The 19,478-nt window shown below is 69.1% G+C and carries 16 protein-coding genes; 5 read left to right on the forward strand and 11 right to left on the reverse strand.

The window, feature by feature from the left end:
• Window positions 1-245 precede the first annotated feature (245 nt).
• Window positions 246-467 (forward strand): glutaredoxin-like protein NrdH, encoded by a 222-nt coding sequence (gene nrdH / locus Q0937_RS16820; protein WP_299306009.1) that lies wholly within the window; start codon window positions 246-248, stop codon window positions 465-467.
• Between the two features lie 113 nt (window positions 468-580).
• Window positions 581-1,012: a single-stranded DNA-binding protein gene (locus tag Q0937_RS16825; RefSeq protein WP_299306011.1), complete on the forward strand. Its 432-nt coding sequence runs from the start codon at window positions 581-583 to the stop codon at window positions 1,010-1,012.
• A gap of 52 nt (window positions 1,013-1,064) precedes the next feature.
• Here the strand turns inward: Q0937_RS16825 and Q0937_RS16830 are convergent, their stop codons facing one another.
• Complete coding sequence (locus tag Q0937_RS16830) at window positions 1,065-1,538, reverse strand: hypothetical protein (RefSeq protein WP_299306013.1); 474 nt, start codon at window positions 1,536-1,538, stop codon at window positions 1,065-1,067.
• Complete coding sequence (locus Q0937_RS16835) at window positions 1,535-2,098, reverse strand: hypothetical protein (protein WP_299306014.1); 564 nt, start codon at window positions 2,096-2,098, stop codon at window positions 1,535-1,537. Before Q0937_RS16835 ends, Q0937_RS16830 begins: the two co-directional genes overlap by 4 nt.
• Window positions 2,099-3,375: 1,277 nt before the next feature.
• On the opposite strand from Q0937_RS16835, the gene mobF reads away from it, so the two are divergent.
• Complete coding sequence (gene mobF, locus Q0937_RS16840) at window positions 3,376-7,818, forward strand: MobF family relaxase (protein ID WP_299306016.1); 4,443 nt, start codon at window positions 3,376-3,378, stop codon at window positions 7,816-7,818.
• Window positions 7,815-8,756 (forward strand): hypothetical protein, encoded by a 942-nt coding sequence (locus Q0937_RS16845; RefSeq protein ID WP_191457155.1) that lies wholly within the window; start codon window positions 7,815-7,817, stop codon window positions 8,754-8,756. The genes mobF and Q0937_RS16845 overlap by 4 nt, the downstream gene beginning before the upstream one ends.
• A 196-nt stretch (window positions 8,757-8,952) precedes the next feature.
• Here Q0937_RS16845 and Q0937_RS16850 read toward each other — a convergent pair whose 3' ends face one another.
• The 9 genes from Q0937_RS16850 to Q0937_RS16890 all read right to left on the reverse strand — a co-directional run bounded on the left by Q0937_RS16850 (window position 8,953) and on the right by Q0937_RS16890 (window position 18,957).
• Window positions 8,953-9,579, reverse strand: coding sequence for a hypothetical protein (locus Q0937_RS16850; RefSeq protein ID WP_299306020.1), 627 nt, complete (start codon window positions 9,577-9,579; stop codon window positions 8,953-8,955).
• A 13-nt stretch (window positions 9,580-9,592) separates the two neighbouring features.
• A complete protein-coding gene (locus Q0937_RS16855; RefSeq protein WP_299306022.1) occupies window positions 9,593-11,401 on the reverse strand; it encodes a type IV secretory system conjugative DNA transfer family protein in 1,809 nt (602 codons plus the stop codon).
• The gene (locus Q0937_RS16860) at window positions 11,401-12,030 is read right to left on the reverse strand and encodes a hypothetical protein (protein ID WP_299306024.1); all 630 of its coding nucleotides are present in this window, start codon (window positions 12,028-12,030) and stop codon (window positions 11,401-11,403) included. The genes Q0937_RS16855 and Q0937_RS16860 overlap by 1 nt, the downstream gene beginning before the upstream one ends.
• Window positions 12,027-13,526 carry an ATP-binding protein gene (locus Q0937_RS16865; protein ID WP_299306026.1) on the reverse strand — a complete coding sequence of 500 codons (1,500 nt, stop codon included), beginning with the start codon at window positions 13,524-13,526 and terminating at the stop codon, window positions 12,027-12,029. Before Q0937_RS16865 ends, Q0937_RS16860 begins: the two co-directional genes overlap by 4 nt.
• 67 nt (window positions 13,527-13,593) lie before the next feature.
• Window positions 13,594-15,165, reverse strand: a complete 1,572-nt coding sequence (locus Q0937_RS16870) for an SCO6880 family protein (protein WP_087483172.1) — start codon at window positions 15,163-15,165, stop codon at window positions 13,594-13,596.
• Window positions 15,165-16,838: a hypothetical protein gene (locus tag Q0937_RS16875; RefSeq protein WP_299306032.1), complete on the reverse strand. Its 1,674-nt coding sequence runs from the start codon at window positions 16,836-16,838 to the stop codon at window positions 15,165-15,167. The genes Q0937_RS16870 and Q0937_RS16875 overlap by 1 nt, the downstream gene beginning before the upstream one ends.
• A gap of 49 nt (window positions 16,839-16,887) precedes the next feature.
• Window positions 16,888-17,658 carry a hypothetical protein gene (locus tag Q0937_RS16880; protein ID WP_299306033.1) on the reverse strand — a complete coding sequence of 257 codons (771 nt, stop codon included), beginning with the start codon at window positions 17,656-17,658 and terminating at the stop codon, window positions 16,888-16,890.
• Window positions 17,658-17,954, reverse strand: coding sequence for a hypothetical protein (locus tag Q0937_RS16885; RefSeq protein WP_087483175.1), 297 nt, complete (start codon window positions 17,952-17,954; stop codon window positions 17,658-17,660). The genes Q0937_RS16880 and Q0937_RS16885 overlap by 1 nt, the downstream gene beginning before the upstream one ends.
• A gap of 1 nt (window position 17,955) precedes the next feature.
• Window positions 17,956-18,957, reverse strand: a complete 1,002-nt coding sequence (locus Q0937_RS16890; RefSeq protein ID WP_299306036.1) for a ParA family protein — start codon at window positions 18,955-18,957, stop codon at window positions 17,956-17,958.
• Between the two features lie 273 nt (window positions 18,958-19,230).
• Between Q0937_RS16890 and Q0937_RS16895 the strand changes: the two genes are divergently transcribed.
• Window positions 19,231-19,476, forward strand: a complete 246-nt coding sequence (locus tag Q0937_RS16895; RefSeq protein WP_138983810.1) for a hypothetical protein — start codon at window positions 19,231-19,233, stop codon at window positions 19,474-19,476.
• Window positions 19,477-19,478: the final 2 nt, after the last annotated feature.

The following is a 19,478-nucleotide window of genomic DNA, read 5'->3' on the forward strand; positions in this document are numbered from 1 at the left end:
GGGGTGCTGGATCGGGGGATCTTGACGCACTGGTGGGGGAGGAGCACACCCGGCTCGCTGCGCTCGGCCGGCGGTCCCCGACAAGATGCCGACGCGCTGCGCTTATTTCGCCGGAATCTTCTCGGATGCTCACCGGCTGCCCGGGCTCTCGCCTACGGCTCGACCCTTCGGGGTGCACCACCCCCACCAGCGCATCCCCCGCTCCTTGTCAGCACCCACCGAACAGCGGAACGAAGGAGCACACCATGAGCATCACCGTCTACGCCAAGCCCCACTGCGTCCAGTGCGACGCCACCAAGCGAGCCCTCAACAAGTCCGGCATCGTCTACGACCTCGTCGACCTTACTGAGGACGAGCACGCCCTCCAGCAGGTCAAGGCTCTTGGGTACGCGCAGGCGCCGGTGGTCGTCACCAGCGACGACCACTGGTCCGGGTACCGACCCGACAAGCTCAAGGAGCTCGTCTAACAGTGCGGGCGGGAGGCAACCCCTCCCGCCCGCACTGTTGCCACTAACTGCACCGCTTGCACTGTCTGCACTAGTCCGATAGGCTGGGGTCACCATCGACCAGGGAGGACAGCATGGACCGCTTCACCGCCTTCGAGGGGAACCTCGCCGCAGATCCCGAGCTCAAGGAGTTCGAGGACGGGAACGCCTCCGTGCGCTTCCGCCTCATCAACAACCCCACGCGCACTGACCGCCGCACCGGCGAGGTGGTCAAGGAGACGCCCATCGGCCAGTCCTGTGTCGCCCGCGACCCGTTCGCACGCACCATCGCCGCCAACGCCAAGAAGGGCACCCGGCTCCTCGTCTGGGGGGCCCTCAAGGCCCGCGAGTACACCGACAGGGACGGCAACCGCCGCACCGCCGAGTACCTCGACGTCAAGGCGGTCGGCGAGTCCTGGCGGTTCCTCAAGTCGTCCCCCCAGGCCGCCGCGGCTCCCGCTCCCTCCGAGGAGGCCGCCCCGCCGTGGCCGGAGGCCGCGCAGCCCGGATCGGGCTTCGCCGGCTGATCCCAGACCCAGAACGCCCCCGACCCGTGCTCCGGTCGGGGGCGTTCTGCTGTCACCACAGCGGGAGTTGATCCCGGTCGATCGGCCTAACACCATCCGCCATCACCCCATCGATGTCGGCGCCCTCCCGCGCTGCGTCGCGCAGCTCCCGTGCGCGGCCGCGGGCGCCGCGAACGTCCCGCAGCGCGCTCCCGAGCCGGTGCCGGCGAGCTGCCCACTCCCGCCGGTTCTCGCCGCTCGTGCTCGCCGAGAGGTGGGCCGGGTTCTGGCACAGCGGGTTGTCGCAGTCCCCGTGGGCCACGACGGGCGGCAGCTCGGCTCCCGGGTGTGCGATCGACCAAGCGAAGCGGTGGGCGATCACCACCAGGCCGTCGCCGATCCAGAACCTGCCGTGGCCCCTGCCTGAGATCGCCCCGGTCCACAGCCAGCATCCACCCTCGATCCGGCGGACCTTCTCGAAGTACCGGTCCCGGATGGCTGGATCGGCCGCAGCCGCGACGATGTCGAGCATAAGAGGACCCCTCACCGACTCCATTCGGCGGTGGCGAGGTCAACAGTGGCCTCGCCCTGCTCCTCGCCGTCCTGGTACAGCATGCCGTGCAGCTCGGTGCCGTCCGCAGAGGCCGGCGACAGTTGTCGGTGCACGTCTCCGTTCAGCTGGATCATGACGCCCTCGCGGACAAGCGTCGCCGCTTCGGCCTCGGCCTGCTCGTCACTCAGCTTCTTCACCGGCTTCTTCCCTTCCGTCCGCACCACACTTCGTGTCGAGATCCCCAGTCTCTCGCCGACCTCGCGCCGGTTGATCCCGAGCGCGAGCATCTCTCGCTGCAGCTCCTCGGCGCGCCGGCGCGCTTCTGCCGCGTCCTTCTCCGCTTGCTCGCGAGCCTCGGCGATTCTCGCCTCGGCCTGCTCCCGGATCTTCGCCACCTTCGCCTCGGTGGCGGCGTCGACGCCTTCGATCTCGAGCTGTGCTTCCTCGAACCGTTCCGCGATCCGCAGCAACTCCTGCTCGCGCTCGAGGAACCGATTCGCGCGCTCTCGCGCCCGCTCGCGGGCCGCGGCCGCCTTCGTGCTCTTCCGTGCCACTCCTGCTGTCTCCTTCACATCTTCCGAGTCGTGTGCTGTGCGCGGTTAGTCACCGCTTGCGCGCGGACGTTGGCCGGCGGCCCCTCCGCTTCCCTCGCTGCACTCGATCGCGCGACCGAACGCTCCGACCTCTTGGCGTTCTCGATCCGGCTGCTCACGCTCTCGAGACCAGATCCACGAGCTCGCTCGAGTCCTCGCGCGATGTGGTCGTTGATCTTGATCACGCGCTGCGAGACGACGTCCTGTTCCCAGGGCACCTCTCGCCTCCACGGAGCATCGCTTCCCATCGTCTTCCCCTCTCATCGTTCTCGACTTAGGTCAGCGCTCGGCCACCGCTGGAACGAATGTCCGGTGGTGGCTGGCGCGGGTTCTCGCGTTCGTAGAGGATCGCGCCGTCGACGCTCGTCCCGTATCGGCGCTGCGCGACCTCCCGCATCTCGCTCCTGATTGCCGCTCGGCTCCCCGGTGCGACTCCCGAGGCGTTGGCTGCGAGGCGCGCCCGCTCGAGATCGCCGGCGCTCGCGCGATCCCACCATCGAGGATCGCGAACCTGTGCGAGCGCCCTCTCGGCGCGGACGCGATCCGTTCGTTCCTGCACGCTCTCGAGCTCCCGTCGGTGCGGAGCATTGCCCGCCTTCGCGTTCGGCTTCCGACGAGCGCTGCGCTCGTCCTCTCTCAATTCATGAAGCGGGATCGCGCGCTGGCGTGCCGCAGTGCCGCGAGACTCAGCTTGCACTGCTGGTGATCGGTCAGGGTGCGGTCGAGCCCGGCGCACCGCTGCCGCTCTCTGACGAAGGCGGTCGACGTCGATCGCTCGTCTGGGCTGCTCGGGCCGTGTCTGCCGTCGGACTGGCTCATCCACTGTGGGGGTGCTCATGAAGGCCTCCTGGCCCGAGTGTACTTGCGCACTCCCGCGCGCGCGAGGCCTCGACCGCACCAGTGTCGCCATGGATCTGCCGGCCCGCACCGTCGGCCCGGATGAGCTGCGCTGCTCCCTGTGGACTGCGGATGTCTCCTAACACCACCCCCAGCCCACAGTCCACAGCGCAACTCACTGCTCATCGCTGACCACACTACGTGTGGACAGCGAGCATGCACGGCATGCGCCGATGCTTTAGGTCCGATCGGCAGATCGAGCAAGCTCGATCCAGAGGACGCTTCGCGCCTCCCCGAGGTTCGCTTCGCTCACGGCCGATCAGGACCACAGCAACGTCACACCTCTTGCATTATGAATGTCCTCGGTGTCGCTGACGCGAAGTGCGGGCTAGTATCAGCGCATGATGTCCGTGAGCAAGCTGTCCCATGGGGACGGCTATGCCTACTACTCGGCGATGACCGCGTCCGGCGATCAGCGCCGCCAAGATGGCCAAGAGCTCACGGACTACTACCTCGACTCCGGCACCCCCGAGGGCCGCTGGATCGGCAAGGGCACCGCCGCGCTCGGCGTCTCCGGCGCCGTGTCCGAGCAGCAGATGAAGGCCCTTTTCGGGGAGGGTCGGCACCCCAACGCCGACGCGATCGAGGCCTCGGTGATCGCCGGCGGCGGCTCGGCGAAGGACGCCGAGCGGGCGTCCCGACTCGGCCGACGGCCGTACAAGTACGACTCGTCGACGAGCGAGATCGGGCAGCGGATCCAGTCCGCCCGTGACGCTCAAGAGATCCGGCTGGGCCGCGAGCTCTCCGTGGACGAGATCCGCCAGACCCGGATGCGCGTCGCCTCCGAGGTCTACGAGGAACGCTTCTCCCACCGGCCGACGGACGACAAGGAACTCGCCACCTTCCTGTCCAAGGAGCTGTCCAAGGGGTCGAACTCCGTGGCCGGCTATGACCTGACCTTCTCCCCACCCAAGAGCGTCTCCGTCCTGTGGGGACTCGCCGACAAGGACACCGCCGAGGCCGTGGCGGCAGCTCATGAGGCTGCTATCGACGACGCCGTGGAGTACCTCGAGGAGCACGCCATCGGCACCCGCGCAGGCGCCGGTGGAGTCGCCCAGCTGGACGTCACCGGCATGATCGCCACCCGCTTCCGCCACCACGACTCCCGCGACGGAGACCCGCAGCTCCACGATCACGTCGTCGTTGCGAATAAGGTCTACGACGCCCACGGCGACCGGTGGAGGACTCTCGACGGCGCCGCGCTCTACCGCTCCGCCGTCTCCGCTAGCGAGCACTACAACCAGCGCCTGGTCGCCCATCTCTCCGCACGCGGATTCAGCTTCTCGCCCCGCTCCACCGGACCGGGCAAGCGGCCCGTGATGGAGGTCGACGGCATCGATCCGCGCCTCACGTCGCAGTCCGCGAAACGCTCGGCCGCGATCCGAGCGCGGACTCGCGAACTCGTCGACGCCTACGTGCGCGAGCACGGGCGAGAGCCCGACACGAAGCTGATGCACAAGCTGCGTCAGCAGGCAACCCTCGAGACCCGCACCCCCAAGGGACCGCACCGCTCCCTCGCCGAGATGCGCGAGCAGTGGCGCGCCGAGGCGGCGGAGATCATCGGCAGCACCGACGTGGAGGGGATCGCCGACGTCGCCCGGCAGGCCGCCGTCGGCTCTCGAGAGCGGGCCCTCGCGGTGCGGGACGGCCTGGACATCATCGGCGCCGGCGAGAACGTGATCGCCGAACTGTCGACCCGTCGCTCGACGTGGGCAGAGCGCGACATCCGCGCCGAGGTCGACCGCTGGGCAGCACGGAACGACGGCTGGATGCTCAGCGGATTCCAGCGCGAGGCGATCGCCCAGTACGCCCGCGACGTCGGCAGCGTCAACCTCACACCCCGCTCCGAGGCGCCGGTCCTCCCGGACCTGACCCGTGCCGACGGCACCTCCATCTACGAGCCGCGAGACCGGAACATCTACACCTCCGCACGGATGATCGACGCCGAGTACACGCTGCTCGACGCCGCCCGCGAGGAGGCCATCCCGGCAGCCGCCCCCGCCACCTTCGACGAGGTCCTCGCCCGCCAGGACGTGCCCCTCGACGACGGACAGATCGAACTCGCACGAGCCTTCGCCTGCGGAGAGCACGTGCTCGCCGTCGGCATCGGTCCCGCCGGTGCCGGCAAGACCACCGCCATGAAGCTCGCCGTCGAGACGGTCCAGGCCGGAGGCGGCCGCGTCGTCGGCCTGTCCGTCGCCGCCACCGCGGCCGCACAGCTCGAGGACGCCACGGGGGCGGAATCCACCACCCTCGCCCAGTGGCTGCACTGGCGCGGCCGCGCCCGCGAGGGCGACCCCGTCCCCGAGCGCTTCGCGCTCCGCAGCGGCGACGTCGTCCTCGTCGACGAGGCCGGGATGGCTGGCACCCTGAACCTCGAGCAGCTCGTGAGCGACGCCCGGACCGTCGGTGCCCACGTCCGCCTCATCGGCGATGACCGTCAGCTGCAGGCGGTCGAGTCCGGGGGCGCGCTGCGCATGATCGCCTCCGAGGTCGGCGCCGTCGAGCTCACCCAGCTGCACCGCTTCCGCCACACCGACGGCACGCGCAACGACGCCGAGGCCCAGGCCTCCCTCGCCCTCCGACAGGGCGATATCAGCTGGTACGAGTCCGCCGGCCGGATCCACTCCGGCCGCCACGAGGATCTCGTCGACCAGATCGTTCGCGCATGGGACGCCGACGACGCCGCCGGACGCGAATCGCTCATGATGGCCGACACCAACGTGCGGGTCGCCGAGCTGAACGGCCTCGCCCAGGAACGCCGGATCGCCCGCGGGCAGGTCGACCTCGGCGCGAGCACCGCCCTCCGCGACGGCCACGACGCCGGGATCGGGGACGTCGTGGTGACTCGGCGCGTGGACCGTACCCTCACCGTCAACGGCACCCGGGACTGCGTGAAGAACGGCGACGCCTGGACGGTGCAGCGCATCCACGACGACGGCTCGATCACCGCCGCCCGACTCACCGACGAGCGCCCCGTCCACCTCCCGGCCGAGTACGTGCGCGAGTCCACCGAACTGGGCTACGCGAGCACCGTGCACCGCGCCCAGGGCCGCACCGTCGACGTCGCCCGAGCCCTGGCCACCACCGCCACTAGCCGCGAGGGCCTCTACGTGGCCATGACCCGCGGCCGTCACTCCAACGAGCTCTTCGTCGGCACCGACGACCAGCCCCGCGACGTGGTCCTCTCGAGGATCACGCGCTCCGATCGCCGCGACGTCGCCGCCCGTGACGCGATGCTCACCGAAGCCGAGCGCGTGGACTCCCCCGCCGAGCTCGGCCGACAGCACCAGGACGTCACCAGCCGCGCCGACGAGCAGCGGTACAGCAGCCACCTCCGCGAGAGCCTCGGCGCCGACGCCGAGCGCGTGGTCACCTCCGACGCCCGCTCCGCCGTCGACGCCGCGCTGCGCAGCGCCGAGGACGCCGGCTACGACATCGACCGGCTCCTGCGCCGCCACAGCGACGTCCTCGAGCCTGACAAGGCCGAGGACCCCGGCAAGCTCCTCGCCTGGCGGCTGCGCAACGACCTCCGCCGGGGCTCCGAGCAGGCGCGCTCGGCCGAGCACAGGCCCCTGCGCGAGATGCCACGCGAGCGGCTCGTCGAGCTCAGCGCGGAGTCGGCCGAGCGCCGCGCGGCCGCCCGCGAGGCCGTCAACATCGCCGAGGCCCGCCACTCCCTCGACGCGAAGCCGATCGACCTCAAGGACCGCACGATCCCGGCCTGGACAGACCGTCCCCACGGCAGCCTCAGCGCGGGCGAGCTCTCCGACATGGTCGCTGCGGCGCGCGTCGTCGCGTCCGAGGACCAACACCAGCTGACCGACGCCCGCCGCGAGCTCCATGAGCTGCAGCGCGAGTGGAGCACGTACCGTCGCGCCGAGGTCAGCCTGCGAGACCCGCGCATGGAGACCACCGCGGCGAGGATCCAGCACGTCGAGGAGACCGTCTCCGCGCTGCGCGAGAAGCTGCGCGCCGGACACACCGACCTCACCGAGCTGCGCCGCGAACAGGGAATACGGCGAGCGATGCCCACGCGCAGCTGGGTCCTCGAGAACGTGCAGCGCGACGCCCAGCGACGCCACGGCCACACCGACCGCGAGCACATCCGTGCCCGTGCCGGCCACGTCCTGGACCTCGAGGACGCCCGCCGCATCCTCGAACGCGAGTCCACGCTAGACCGGACGATCCGCGCCGAGCAGCGACGTCGAGAGGTCGAGCCCGATCGCCCCGTGGTGGCGGCCGCCGACGGTCTTCCGCGCTGGCTGGCCCCTGACCGCGGCATGGAAGACCCGGCCCTGTCCCCGGCCTGGCGCGACCACCTCGCCGAACGCCGACGCCTCCTCGTGACGCGGCTGCGGTCCGACGGCCAAGCCCTGGCCCTCCGACGAGAGCCCTGGACGCGGGATCTCGGCCCGACTCCCGCCCAGGGCACCCCCGAGCGCGCGCGCTGGGAGGACACGGCCGGCCAGATCAAGGCCTGGCGACAGCTGCACGACTACTCCGACGAGCAGCGCGCCCTGCCCGAGCCCACCGAGGTCCCCGCGCACGACCGCGCCGACCTCGAACAGCTCCGCTCCCGGCTCGCGCCGGCGCCCGGGGCGCCGGCGAAGAGCCGCGGAGTTCCCCTGCCCTCGCTCAAGGAGCGCGTGGCCGCGCAGCGAGCGGCCGAGGGGACCTCTAGGCTCTCCGAAGGGCAAAAGCGCGCCGACGACCAGATGCGACAGCGCCTCGCGCAGCAGGCGCGCGATCGCGAGCAGGGGAAGGGACCGGTCCAGCGATGAGCGAGGTCGAGGGCGGCATCGACGAGCATCTCCGGCGCGAGGAACTGCGCGCCCGCCACCGCGATAGCGGCCTGTGGGACGACACCCTCCTGGAGCGGTACACGACCCGGCAGGATCTCGTCGCGTTCGTCGACGAAACCCATCGCGCAACCGAGGACGGTCAGGTCGGGTACTACGGCCTCAGCGCCGTGGTCTTCCACGCGGACGACCTGCCGGAGATCCGGCGCGACCTCGAGGAGATCGCAGGCGGCACGTTCTGGCACTCCAAGGAGGCCGTCAAGGACCAGCGGCTCCGCGGCCGCATCGGCGACATGAACGAGTACATCGCCGCGAAGACCGCGATGCCCGTGGTCGTCTTCGACGTCCGCGACCACGAGATCACCGAGGCGCAGGAGCGTGCCGTGCGAGATGTCTGCCTCAGAGGTGCGCTCAGAACACTCGACGAGCAGGGAATCACCGACGTCGTCCTGGACAACTTCCCGCAGGCCCAGCAGCGCAATGTCCGTCTCGACCAGGCGATCGTCCACGAGCTCCGCGAGAGGGGCGAGGTCAGCGAGCAGATGTGGATGCACCACGGGCGGATGAGCGAAGAGCACGCGCTGTGGAGCGCCGACACCGTGGCCTGGTCCGTGCAGCGCCACCACTTCGGGACGAAGGCGAGGGACTCCCAGCACGTTGCCCCCCTCAGCGGGCGCCTGCAGGAGGTGCACGCGCTGACCGGGAAGAAGCGCGAACTACGGACGGCAATGAGGGCCGACCTGGTGGGCCGTGAGGGGCAGCGAGAACGTCGCGCCCCCATCCACTCGCTCGCGCAGCGCGTCCAGCAGCTCCGCGCCCAGGGCAGCTCGCCGGTGTCCAGGCCCGCGGCGGCGCCGCGGCTGGACGCGCCGAAGGCCCCTCCGGTCCAGGGGCCGGAGGGGCCTTCACGCTCCCTCTAGGGGAGAAGCTGGGCGGCACCGGGGTTTGGCGGGCTCATCCGTCCCGCACAACCCCCCCGGCCTCCTGGGTTCACCCACTTGCGTGAGCTCCAGGCAGTTGCCGCACCGCCAGTATAGCGCCGCAGATTCACTCCGCCAAGGGGCTCGCCACCGACTCGCGGCCACGAGCAACGACCAGGCCAGCGTCGGTTCCAGATCATGTCTCGTCCTCTCCCCATGTGTCGTCGTCCTCAATCGCGCCGGAACTCTCGTCCGCTGGGAGAGGCTCGATCTCCGGCGCGTCCGGGTCCTGTCCGTCCTCGCTGGCGACCTCGAGCCCCTCCGGGAACAGATCGCGGTCAGTCGCGGCGTGCTCATCATCGGCCCTGTGACCGTTCGAGCACTTGAACAGCTTGGTGTCCTCGAGGCGCTGGAAGAACGGGAACAGGTGGTAGTCGTGGAACGCCGCCATCGCGTTGCCCTGCTCCTTGCTCTGCTCATCGGAGAGCACCGACGCGCGCCACGCGGAGCGGAGCCCCGCGAGGACGTGCACCAGCCCCGGATGGGCCGGCCAGCACTCCTGCACGCGGCGGGCGTGGGGCATGGAGTAGTTCGCGTTGAGCCAGTCCACCCAGTCCGCGAGCTCGTTCCAGGCCTGCACGCCCTGGTGTCGCGTGATCCAGTCCCGCGGGACGGGCGGCTCCTTCTCCTTCTCCTCGAGCCGCTCGAGGCGCACCTCGTGATCGGCGACCGCCTCGCCGAGCTCGTTGAGGTAGTGCTGCTCTACCTCGGTGAGGTAGGTGAAGTCGGTGTCGCCGGGGGCCGGCGTCGCATCCTCGGTCATCGTCGTCTCCTCCTCATGCCGCAGCGCGGCGTTGTCCCGCAGCGACGCGGGACTTCGCGGTGCGCTGGGTGGCCTTCTTGAGCTCGTCGCCGTCGGGCAGCTGCGTCCAGCCGGGCAAGCTGATCACGACGGCGGGAACGACTCCGGTCAGGAGCATCCCCTCTCCCACTTCGAGCCGGCCGATCTCCTCAGGACGCAGGATCCGCTTCTCCTGATCACTCACCGTCTGGTTGCCCCGGGACATGCCGTGGTCGCGGACCTGCGTGGAGAGGCCCTTCACCTCGACCATGCCGGTGAGCTTGGAGAGATCCTCGAGCTGCTCGGCGTCCTTGATCCCTCCGAGGATCAGCTGAGCGAAGGAGTTATCAACGATCATCTGGGAGCCTTCGGGGCCCCAGGTCTTCCGAGTCTGCGCACGGCCCTGCAGGCCGTAGATGATCTGGACCCCGTAGCCGCGCAGATCCGAGAGCATCTTGGGGAAATCGGGCAGCGGGCAGATGTTCGCGACCTCATCGAGCACCGCGCGCAGCGGGGGGCTCAGCCGGCCCGACTCCGTGTGCCGGGCCGCCGTCTTGGCCGCCTGGAACACCGAGTCCACCAGCACCGCGACCAGCGTGGTCACGTCGGTGGGGTCGTTGTCGTCCGCGATGATCGCCAGCGTGTCGGTCGACCGCACGAACTCGTCGGGATCGAAGGTGGGGATCTGCTCGTCCTCGACGAACTGCTGGTTGATCTTCTGCAGCGAGAGAGCGTCGAGAGCGTCGTCGAGCGTCTGGCGGATCGAGGAGACGGTGTCCGAGGCGCCGGTGACCGCCGAGCGCAGGCGGCGTGCGAGCAACGGGTCGGCGCCCGGGTGCTTGTCGAGGATCTTCAGCGCGGTGTCGTCGGTCTCGAGCTCAGCCGCCCACTTCAGCACGTCGTCGATCGAGTGGCCGCCCAGCGCGGCCGCGTGCAGGTACGACTGCAGGACCGTCCGGGCACGGCCGAGGAAGAACTCGGAGTTGGAGTCGCCACCGCCGGCTGTGTGGGAGTCCTTCTTGCCTCCCTTGACCAGCTGTCCCGCGCGAGCTCGAGCCACGACCGTGTCCTCGCAGCCGCGCAGGATGTTCCACCGCATCGACTCGGGCCAGGATACGAGGTTCAGCAGGTCGAACACCCACACCTTGCCCTTCTTCGCACGGGGTTCGGCGATCACATCCAGCAGATCCGCCTTCGTCGACGTCACCACGAGGGCACCGGGCGCGTTCAGCGCTGCCCGGCTCAGGACGCGGAACGTCTTGCCGCCCCCGGTCGGCGCAACGACCCCGAGATGCTGCTCCTGGCCGAGATGCGCCTCGACGGCACCGCGCGCGAAGGACGCGGTACCCACGCAGAACGTCCGCTCCTTCGCGGGGACCTTCGAGTTGGCGGGCCACAGCCGGCCGTCACGGTCCTCGGAGAGGATCGCTTCGCGGCCGAGCGCTCTCTTCACCTCAGCCTTCGTGGCCATGCCCTTGCCCGGTGCGCGCAGCCGCCATTTCGTCAGCAGTGCCGAGACGGCCACGATCACGACGGCGATCAGCGCGAGGAGGAGGCCTAAGAGCACGTAGGTCCAGGTGCCGCCGCCGGGGACCTCTGCCAGGCCCTGCCCACGGACCACGCCCACGAGTCCGGTCATGCTCACCTCGAAGTCGCCCCACTCCGCGGGCGTGGACAGCACCACTGCGGTGTGCCACACCCCCAGCAGGCCGGCGACGAGGATCAGCAGGAACGCCCACCAGTAGTCGGCGATCAGCAGCAGGAGCGTCGAGGGGGTCTTGTCGTAGCGACCTCGCTGAGCCATCAGGCATCTCCTTCGGTGGTGGCATCCATCGGGGACGGGAACGTCCACGCCCGGGCGAGCACGCCCTCGAGCGGGCGCACCGCCAGCAGCGTGCGGTGCTCGCGGTGTTCCCCCGCCCGCGCCCAGACGATCCGGAACGGCACCTGGTCGTCGTGGTAGGCAGGCGCCACTTCCCGCTCGATCACGGGCCCTGGACGGTCGGGGTCGGTGACCGCCGACCCGCGCAGGTAACCGCGTGTCCAGTGCGCCAGGAAGCCGGCGAGGTTCCGGGCGTTCGTCGTTCTGCGCGAGGCCGTGAGGATGTCCGAGGCGGCGTGCGCGACGTAGCGAATCGGCAGCGACGCCAGGACGGCCGGGGGCCGTAGAGGCGCTGCGACCTCCCCCAGAGACCCCTCGAGCAGCACGCCGGCACTGAGGCGGTCCTGCAGCTCGTCGCGCTCACGCAGGTCCAGTGAGCGCGTCGCCTCGTCCCGGAGCTGCTCCCACACGTCCAGGCGCAGCATCACCCCATCCAGGCGGCCGCGCCGCGCGATGTACAGCGGGGTGCGACCCGACTCGGAGGTCGGATCGAGGTAGGTCGAGGTGACCGTCGGGATTCGGGTCGAGGGCACAACTTCGGCGGCGCTCATGCGACATCACTCCCCGCACCCGCCAGGGCGAGATCCTCGGCGTCGTCCTGTTCCCCGGCCGTGAAGTCGTCACCCTGCAGCCCGACGCGCGCCTGCGACAGCAGCGCGCCGTCGGTGTCAGCCAGCTGCGCCTCAATGCTCGAGCGCGACGCGCGCATGAGCACGGCGGGCTTGTTGCCGATCTTCAGTAGGCAGCAGCCCTGCTCGAGGTTCATCAGCAGGTCGATCGACGACGGGGGCATGCCGAACAGTCGTTGGCACGCCTCGGCGTCCTCTCGGCGTGCCTGGCGGAACATCGCGATGGTGCCGGCCTCCTTGATCGTGGCGATGGCCGGCGAGTTCGCCGGCACATCGGAGAGATGCTGGTAGTTGGTCACGGTCGACAGGGCGAGTCCGCGAGACTTCTTCGTGTTCTGCTGGGACACCTTGGCGAAGGACCCGTCCACCAGGTGCCAACCCTCCTCGATCACGAAGAACGTCGGGACCGCCGACTTCTGCCGCAGGAGGGTGGCCCGCAGCCACGTGTTGATGATCGCCATGACCACCGGCACCGCCGGGCCGCTGTCCGGCAGCGCTGAGATATCGAAGACCGTCAGCCCCGCGTGGACACGGATCTCCTCACTGGTCTCCCCGTCGATCAGCCCGGCGAGCTCGCCTTCGATGCACTCCTCGAGCGCGAACCCGACGCGACGACCCCAGGTTGCGTAGTCGTCGACTCCGTAGCGTCCCAGCTGCGCCTCGACGATCTCCTCGTCCGGTTCCAGGAGGTACCTGGTGACGTCATGGATCGTCGCGACCGCGCCGCGCTCCCGCGCCCGCGTGACCGCGGCGTCCCGCGCGACCCGCAGGGCCTTGCGCTCGTCCGCGCTGAGGACCTCGCCGATCACCTCTTCGAGAATCGCCTTGAGCAGGTCGCTGTGGTTCGCCGTGAGTCGGTCGGATCCCGTGATCACCGGGTCCAGCGGGTTGATCCTCAGCCCTCCCTCTTCGCCGGTGAAGCGGATGGGCTCCACGCCAAGAGCGCGCGCCAGTGAGGCGTACTCGCCCTCGTGCTCGGAGTCTTCATCTCCGGCCGACTGCATCTTCTTGTCCACGATCACGACGCGGCGTCCCAGCATCAGGTTGCGCATCGTGACCCAGGTCTTGGAGAACGAGGACTTGCCGTACCCGACATCGCCGATCGAGACGCAGTTCGGCGATCCGATGACCTTGGACCGGTAGCCCTCGATCGGATCGTGGAAGACCGGCCAGCCGGTGATCAGGTCGTCTCCGGCGTAGAGGCCGAACGATGACGTCGGCGCCCCGGCCACTGCGAGATGCAGCGCCGAGGTCTGCGACGTCGTCGACCGCAGCATGGTGACCTGCTGGTCATAGGCTCCCAGGAAGTCGAGCCACCCCTTCCGGCGAGCCTCCTGCAGCCACGGCTCGGGAGGCTTCGTCTCTGCAGAGGAGGGCGGGGTGCCGCCCTTTCGCTTCTTCCGCTGCTTCACCTTCATCGGTGCTCTCCTCGTCTATGCCGCTCGCAAGTGGCGGCGGGGGCCTGTGGGCTTGCTGCGCTGGCGATCACGTCGGCAGCCACTTCTTCTTACGCCGGCGCACTCCGGTAGCCAGCGGCAGCGTCAGCGGCATCGCCAGGTGGTGCGCGTGGTCCTGCCAGTCGAGGTTCGAGATGTGCGACTCGGCAGCGGCCTCCTCGATCGCGTTGACCGCCCGCTCGAGCTCCTCGAGGTCGGGAGCCTGGATCGTCACGGCCAGTGCCCACTCCGCCCCGTGGACGCCCGATCCCGGCTGCAGGTCTTGCAGCCGTCGCTGCGACGCTGTCAGCTGGGCCTCGCTCGTCCCGTCCGAGACCTCCTTGGCCTTCTGCTGCACCGCCGAGCGGTCCATCGTCAGGTCGTCCCGGGCCTCGGCGCGGGCGGTCGTCGCCGGCACCACCGTCACGTGGGTACTCACGGTGCGTACCACTGCCGGGTTCACGCCCGTCAGGAGCGGCACCAGCATGTCGACCGGCAGTTCTCCCGCCGCGAACCCGTCGCGCGGCACCACGGCCGTGCGGGTGTACCACCGCTTCTGGCTCCCCTCGATCACCAGGTACCGGGAGGACTCCGAGCCGATCCACGGCAGCCACATCGAGAACCGGTCAGCGCCCTCGAGGCGATCCAACGGCTGATCGGGATCCTGCAGGCTGCGCGTCACCGCGGCGAGCCGTCGCTCGTCGAGCTCCCGGAACGAGAACCCGTTGGCGCGGCCCGCGGAGATGATCCGCCGCAGCTCGGTGGCCAGGACCACGGCCGTGCGGGCATCGGCCCGCTCCCGGTCACTGGCCTCGTTCATGTCGTCCGGGAGGACCACGCGATCGGCCGCCGCGTAGAACTCGCGACTCGCCGGCACACCGATCGTCAACCAGGTGCGGTTCTGCTCCTGCTCGCTGATCACTCCGTCCACGAGCTCGGCGTACGAACGCACGAGGATCTCCGGTGCGTTGTCCGGCAGCGCATCGATGAGCCATTGCACGTGATCGGCCGGGTCGAACGGCACGATCCGCGCCACCGGCTGCAGATGCCTCGCCAGCGAACCTTGACGTGCCATCACGGCCTGGAACTTCGCCCACCCCGCGTGGTTCCGTAGCCCCTCAAGCCCGTCGACAACACCAGACTGCTGTGCTCGGAACTCGAGCACCATCGTGAACTGGGTCTGGTCGTGGATCCGCTGACGAAGCACAGCCACACGTCCAGGATGCTCCGCCCCCGGCCACAGCTCGATCTCGAAGCCACGCAACGTCCCGACGGCAGCCGGCAGGTGAGGGACATTCCCCTCAGCGGCCTCGGCCGCCTCTCCCCCGACCGTGTCCAGCGTCTTCATCCGGCGGTTCCAGCGTCGACGCAGGGGGATCGCGAGCATCCCGACCACGGACTTGTGGCCGAAGCTCGGCCTCGGTGACCACACGAACACGGTCGTGGCCAGCAGAACAGCGCCCAGCAGGACGGTCCAGGACCAGCGCATCACCATCAGCTGCGCGACCACCAGCACTGCCAGGGTCGACCACATACCGATCCGCTCGAGGCGGTTGCGGCTGCTCCCGAAGATCGAGCGGCCCTGCAGCTCGCCACCGAGCTGCACATGCGTCACGGCCATCACTCGCTCCACTTCCGTCGATCATGCAGTGAGCTCTGCTGCTCTTCCTGCGACGGGCCCTGCGAAGGCGGTGCCGCGCTCTCCGCGGCCGTCTTCGCGGTCGCGGCAGCGGTCTGCGTGCCCCTGGCGGCCATGGCCGCCAGGATCAGTGCGCCGCCCGTGGCCGCACCGCCCGCAGCCACACCGGCCTTGCCCGCGGCACCGGCAGCACCTGCCTTGCTGGCGCCAGAGGCGCCAGCGGCACCCGCTTTGCCGACTCCTCCACCGGCAGAGCCCACCGTCGCCGACGCCGGGTTCTTCCCGCTCGGGGTGCCTGACGCCGGCGCGCTCGGGGCCGACTTCATCGTGGAGGAGGTCTTCCCCGACGGCGGCGAGCCGCCGTCTCTCCCGGCTCCCGCACCGGCGGTCTGCATACGGCGCATCCCGAGGGTCATCATCATCCCGCCGGCCGCGCCGGCGGCGGCCGACGCCGGGTTGAACCCGCCGCCGTCGACCTCCGAGCCGTCCGGCAGGAGCGGGATGAACTTGAACGCCACCCAGGGAGCCAGCCCCACCGCGAGAAGCGCCAGGATGATCATGCAGCCCTCACCGAGGGTCTGCAGCGCGTCCTGCCCCAGCAGATTCAGCGGCTTGAACGACTGGATCATCATGAACAGCACCGTGATCACGAACAGCAGCGTCGGCTTGGTGAGCATGATCCCGAGGACCAGCATGGGGACGCGCAGCGCCTTCGACCTCCACCGCGGATGGGCGAGCATCCCGAACGCGATCGCCATCCCCACCGACGTCATGTAGACCGCCATGCCCTGCGCAATGAACATCACGAACACCAAGACGGCGCCGATGAACAGGATGAACCAGAACACCAGGCCCATCAGCACACCGCCCGGCATCAGATTCGCGGTGATCGAGAAGATCGCCCCCTCGAGCACTGTCTCGTAGATATCCTCGCCACCCCAGGCAATGATCCCCCGGTTGAACGCCGCGATCATGTTCTGGACGACGTAGGCCAGCACCGGCGCCCAGACCATCGAGATGATCCCGCCCATGAGGTACTGGAAGCTCTCGCCCAACTGGTGCGCAGAGATACGGTCACGGGCCGCGTCCTTGAGCACCATGATCATCATGACCGCCGCGACGAACAGCCCGATCCCCCCGGCAGCGGCGTAAGCGTTCCGCCACCACTCGGCGCTGAAATCGGCGTTTCCGATGTTCACCAGTTCGCCCATGACCTTGTTCAGGAAGTCGACCGCACCTTCCTTGAGCATGTTCACGATGTCCTCGAACGCGCTCTGCGGATCGTCGATGAACGCCTTCGCCTTCTTGGCGGTGTCGATGACCTCCTCGGCCTGGCCGATCGTCGCGTCGTAGGCCGTCTGCGCGGCATCTCGCAGGCCGCCGATGTTGGCAGTCACCAGGGCGACACAGCCCGCCGTAGGGACGGGGCCGAGCGGCAGTAGCGCGCCGCACATGACTTGAGGCTGGATCTCCTCGAACGACGGAGCTTTCGCGATCGCTCCCTCAGCCAGCCCGACACACTTCTCCAGGAGATCCCCGTTGCCGATCGGCAACAGGTCGCACGCGAACTCTGCCGCAGCGGTGTTGCCGGCGGCGCGAGCCGCTTCCTCGTCCTCCGCAGACGGTTCAGCGAGGGCAGGACCTCCACCGATCATGACCGCCAGAAACAGAGTTAACGCCGCCACCAAAAGGCGGCGGGGGTGCTCAGCTCGCGTCTTCATAGTTCTCCCACTGGGTGTGCGTTCCCACCAGGGTCGACACCTCATCGTCCGGCTCGGTAACAGGCTCCTCAGGCAACGTGGTCGGTGCCTCCGCCTGGTCAGTTCCGCTGATCTTCCAGTCACCATCCACCCAGGCCAGCGTCGTCGAGGAGGTGGCGTAATAGAACTCGCCCTCTCCCCAGTAGTCGTAGGCGTGCACGATCTGCACGGTGGCCGACTCTTCCTCCGTGCACTCAGCAACGGTGAAACCGCCCCAGTCGGGACGGATCGAACCGCGGGGGCTCTTTGCGTCACCAAACTCTTCGAGCATCTCTCGCGTGCTCTGGACTGAACTTTCCTGGTACTCGCCGGTGGTCAGCTCCTCGGTGAGCGCAACGTATTCCTCTTGGCTCAGCTCTCCGGAGGTGGCCTTCGTGTAGTCCAGTCCGACGAGGTAGTTGGTCGCGGCCTCGACCGCTCCCTTGCAGGTCGGCTCGTACCCCACGGGCACGGAGGGATCATGCTCGGAAGCTGCCGAGCCGCCTTCCCCGACCGTGACCTTGAGGTCGTCCCGAATCACGGGCTGACTCGACGGGGGCGCGGACGACGTCGTCGCCCCGCCCGCTGGCGGCTCCTCGTCGTCGGAGAACAGCAGCTGCGCCCCGAGCACGCCCGACAGTGTGAGCAGCACCAGAACGGCCACCGAGAGCACCGCGATGACCGGCCCCCGGCGGAGCCGGTGCCGGTCCTGCTGCTCGTCCCGGAGCTCAGACATCACTCACCGCCCTGCACGGTGCCCACGATGAACAGGATGGCGGCGAAGATGATGCCCAGCGCCGCACAGGCGCCGAACGCGATGAGCGCGACCTTGAGCTGCCCCGCAGCCTCGGTCATCTCCTCGCTGCGGTTGGAGTGGCGCGCGACGGCCCACTTCCCTGTGCCGATGAGCGCGCCGATCGCACACCCTACGAACGCGAGGGCCCACAGTCCGCCGAGGACCAGGGCCACGAGGCTGTTCACCTCCGCGCCGAAGATATCCAGGCTGGGAGTCACTCCCTCAAACGGGTTCATGTCAGTTTCCTTCCGTGGTGGGTGATGCGGTCAGGTAGGGGTTGTCGATATCCGCCAACGTCCGGGAAACGGTCGCTCCCAGGCGCAGGAATGCTCGCTGCGTGGGGGCAGCGAGACGATCGAAGGACAGCCGTGAGCCGGCGTCGATGTGCGAGTCGTACGGGATCTCGAGCACGTCAGCGGTGTTCTCCTCGAACCATTCCCGCCACTTCGGTGCGTTCTCACGATCGACCGCGGCGCCGCGCACGTGAGAGATCACCGTGACCGCGTTGCGGACCAGGTCGTCGCGGCCCATCTCGTGCAGCTGCACGATCATCTGCTGCGCGGAGCGAACGTGGTCGTATGACCAGCGCAGGGGGATCACCAGCACGTCAGCGGTATCAGCGGCCGCGGTCCAGTTCGGGGCCAGCAGTGAGTTGCCGGTGTCGACCACGATCAGCTGATAGAAGCGCGAGAGGATCGCGTGCAGCCTCATGAACTCGTCGTGGCCGATCATCCGCATACTGCGGGAGTCCTCCGCGGAGGCGAGCACGTCGAACTTGCCCACCTGCTGGTGGCGCAGGAACCGGCCCAGATCGCCCGTCCCTCCACGCCCCGTCTCGAAGAGCTCCGCGCTGTCCAGGAGGTCGACCGCCGTGGTGGGGAACCGCCCTGCTGCGGTGCGCAACCCCAGCGTGCCCTGGTTCTCGTTGTTGTCCCAGGCGACAACCCCGCCGCCGCGATGCTCACCGAGGATCGCGGCGAGCAGCGCCACCACGGGAGTCTTTCCGGCCGAGCCCTTGTGGTTCGCGACCGCGACCGTCATGGGGCGTGAGAGCTGCAGGCCCGCGTCCCGCTCGTCGTCGAGCCGCGACAGCTCCTCCTTGCCCGGACGCAGCTTCACCAGACCGAGGGTGGCCAGCGCGAGGCGGCGACGCCACCCCTCCGACGCCACCAGTCGGTGGTCACCGGCAGGGGCCACCTCGAGGGCGGCGTATGACGGCTGATTTGTGCGCTCGCTCACGCCTGTGGAAGTCTGCGTGGCATCTGAACGATTCGGGGGAATCGAGGGGGAAGCGGGCCCCTTCGTCGCATCCGCTCGGTCCTCCCGCGACTCTGCCGTCTCCGCCTCCGCGGGGGTGGCCGCACCAGGGAGGTGCCCGGACTGTTGAAGAAGCTCATGGGCAGCGCTCTGACGACGCTCGTAGCTCCCGCCCTGCCAGTCGTTCACCGTAGCCCCCTGTAGTTACGTCTCATCATGCTTCCATAGTCTCGCATGTTCCCGTAGCATGCAAGCATGCGGAAACTTGCACAACCTCAGTTCGATCGGGCGATGCGCCGCGACTGGCCGATGATGATGGACGCCACCGACATCGCCGAGTTCACCGGATGGACGAAGCTGACGATCCTGAACTGGATCAAGGAAGGGCAGCTCACCGGAGCGCTGACGCTCTCGGACGCCCCGAAGTCGACCGTCCTGATCCCCCGCGAGCTCGTCTTCGCACAGCTCGACCCTCGCCAGGGCCTCAGCGCACAGGGGTGATG

The organism is uncultured Brachybacterium sp., assembly GCF_947500705.1.
Lineage (GTDB): Bacteria > Actinomycetota > Actinomycetes > Actinomycetales > Dermabacteraceae > Brachybacterium.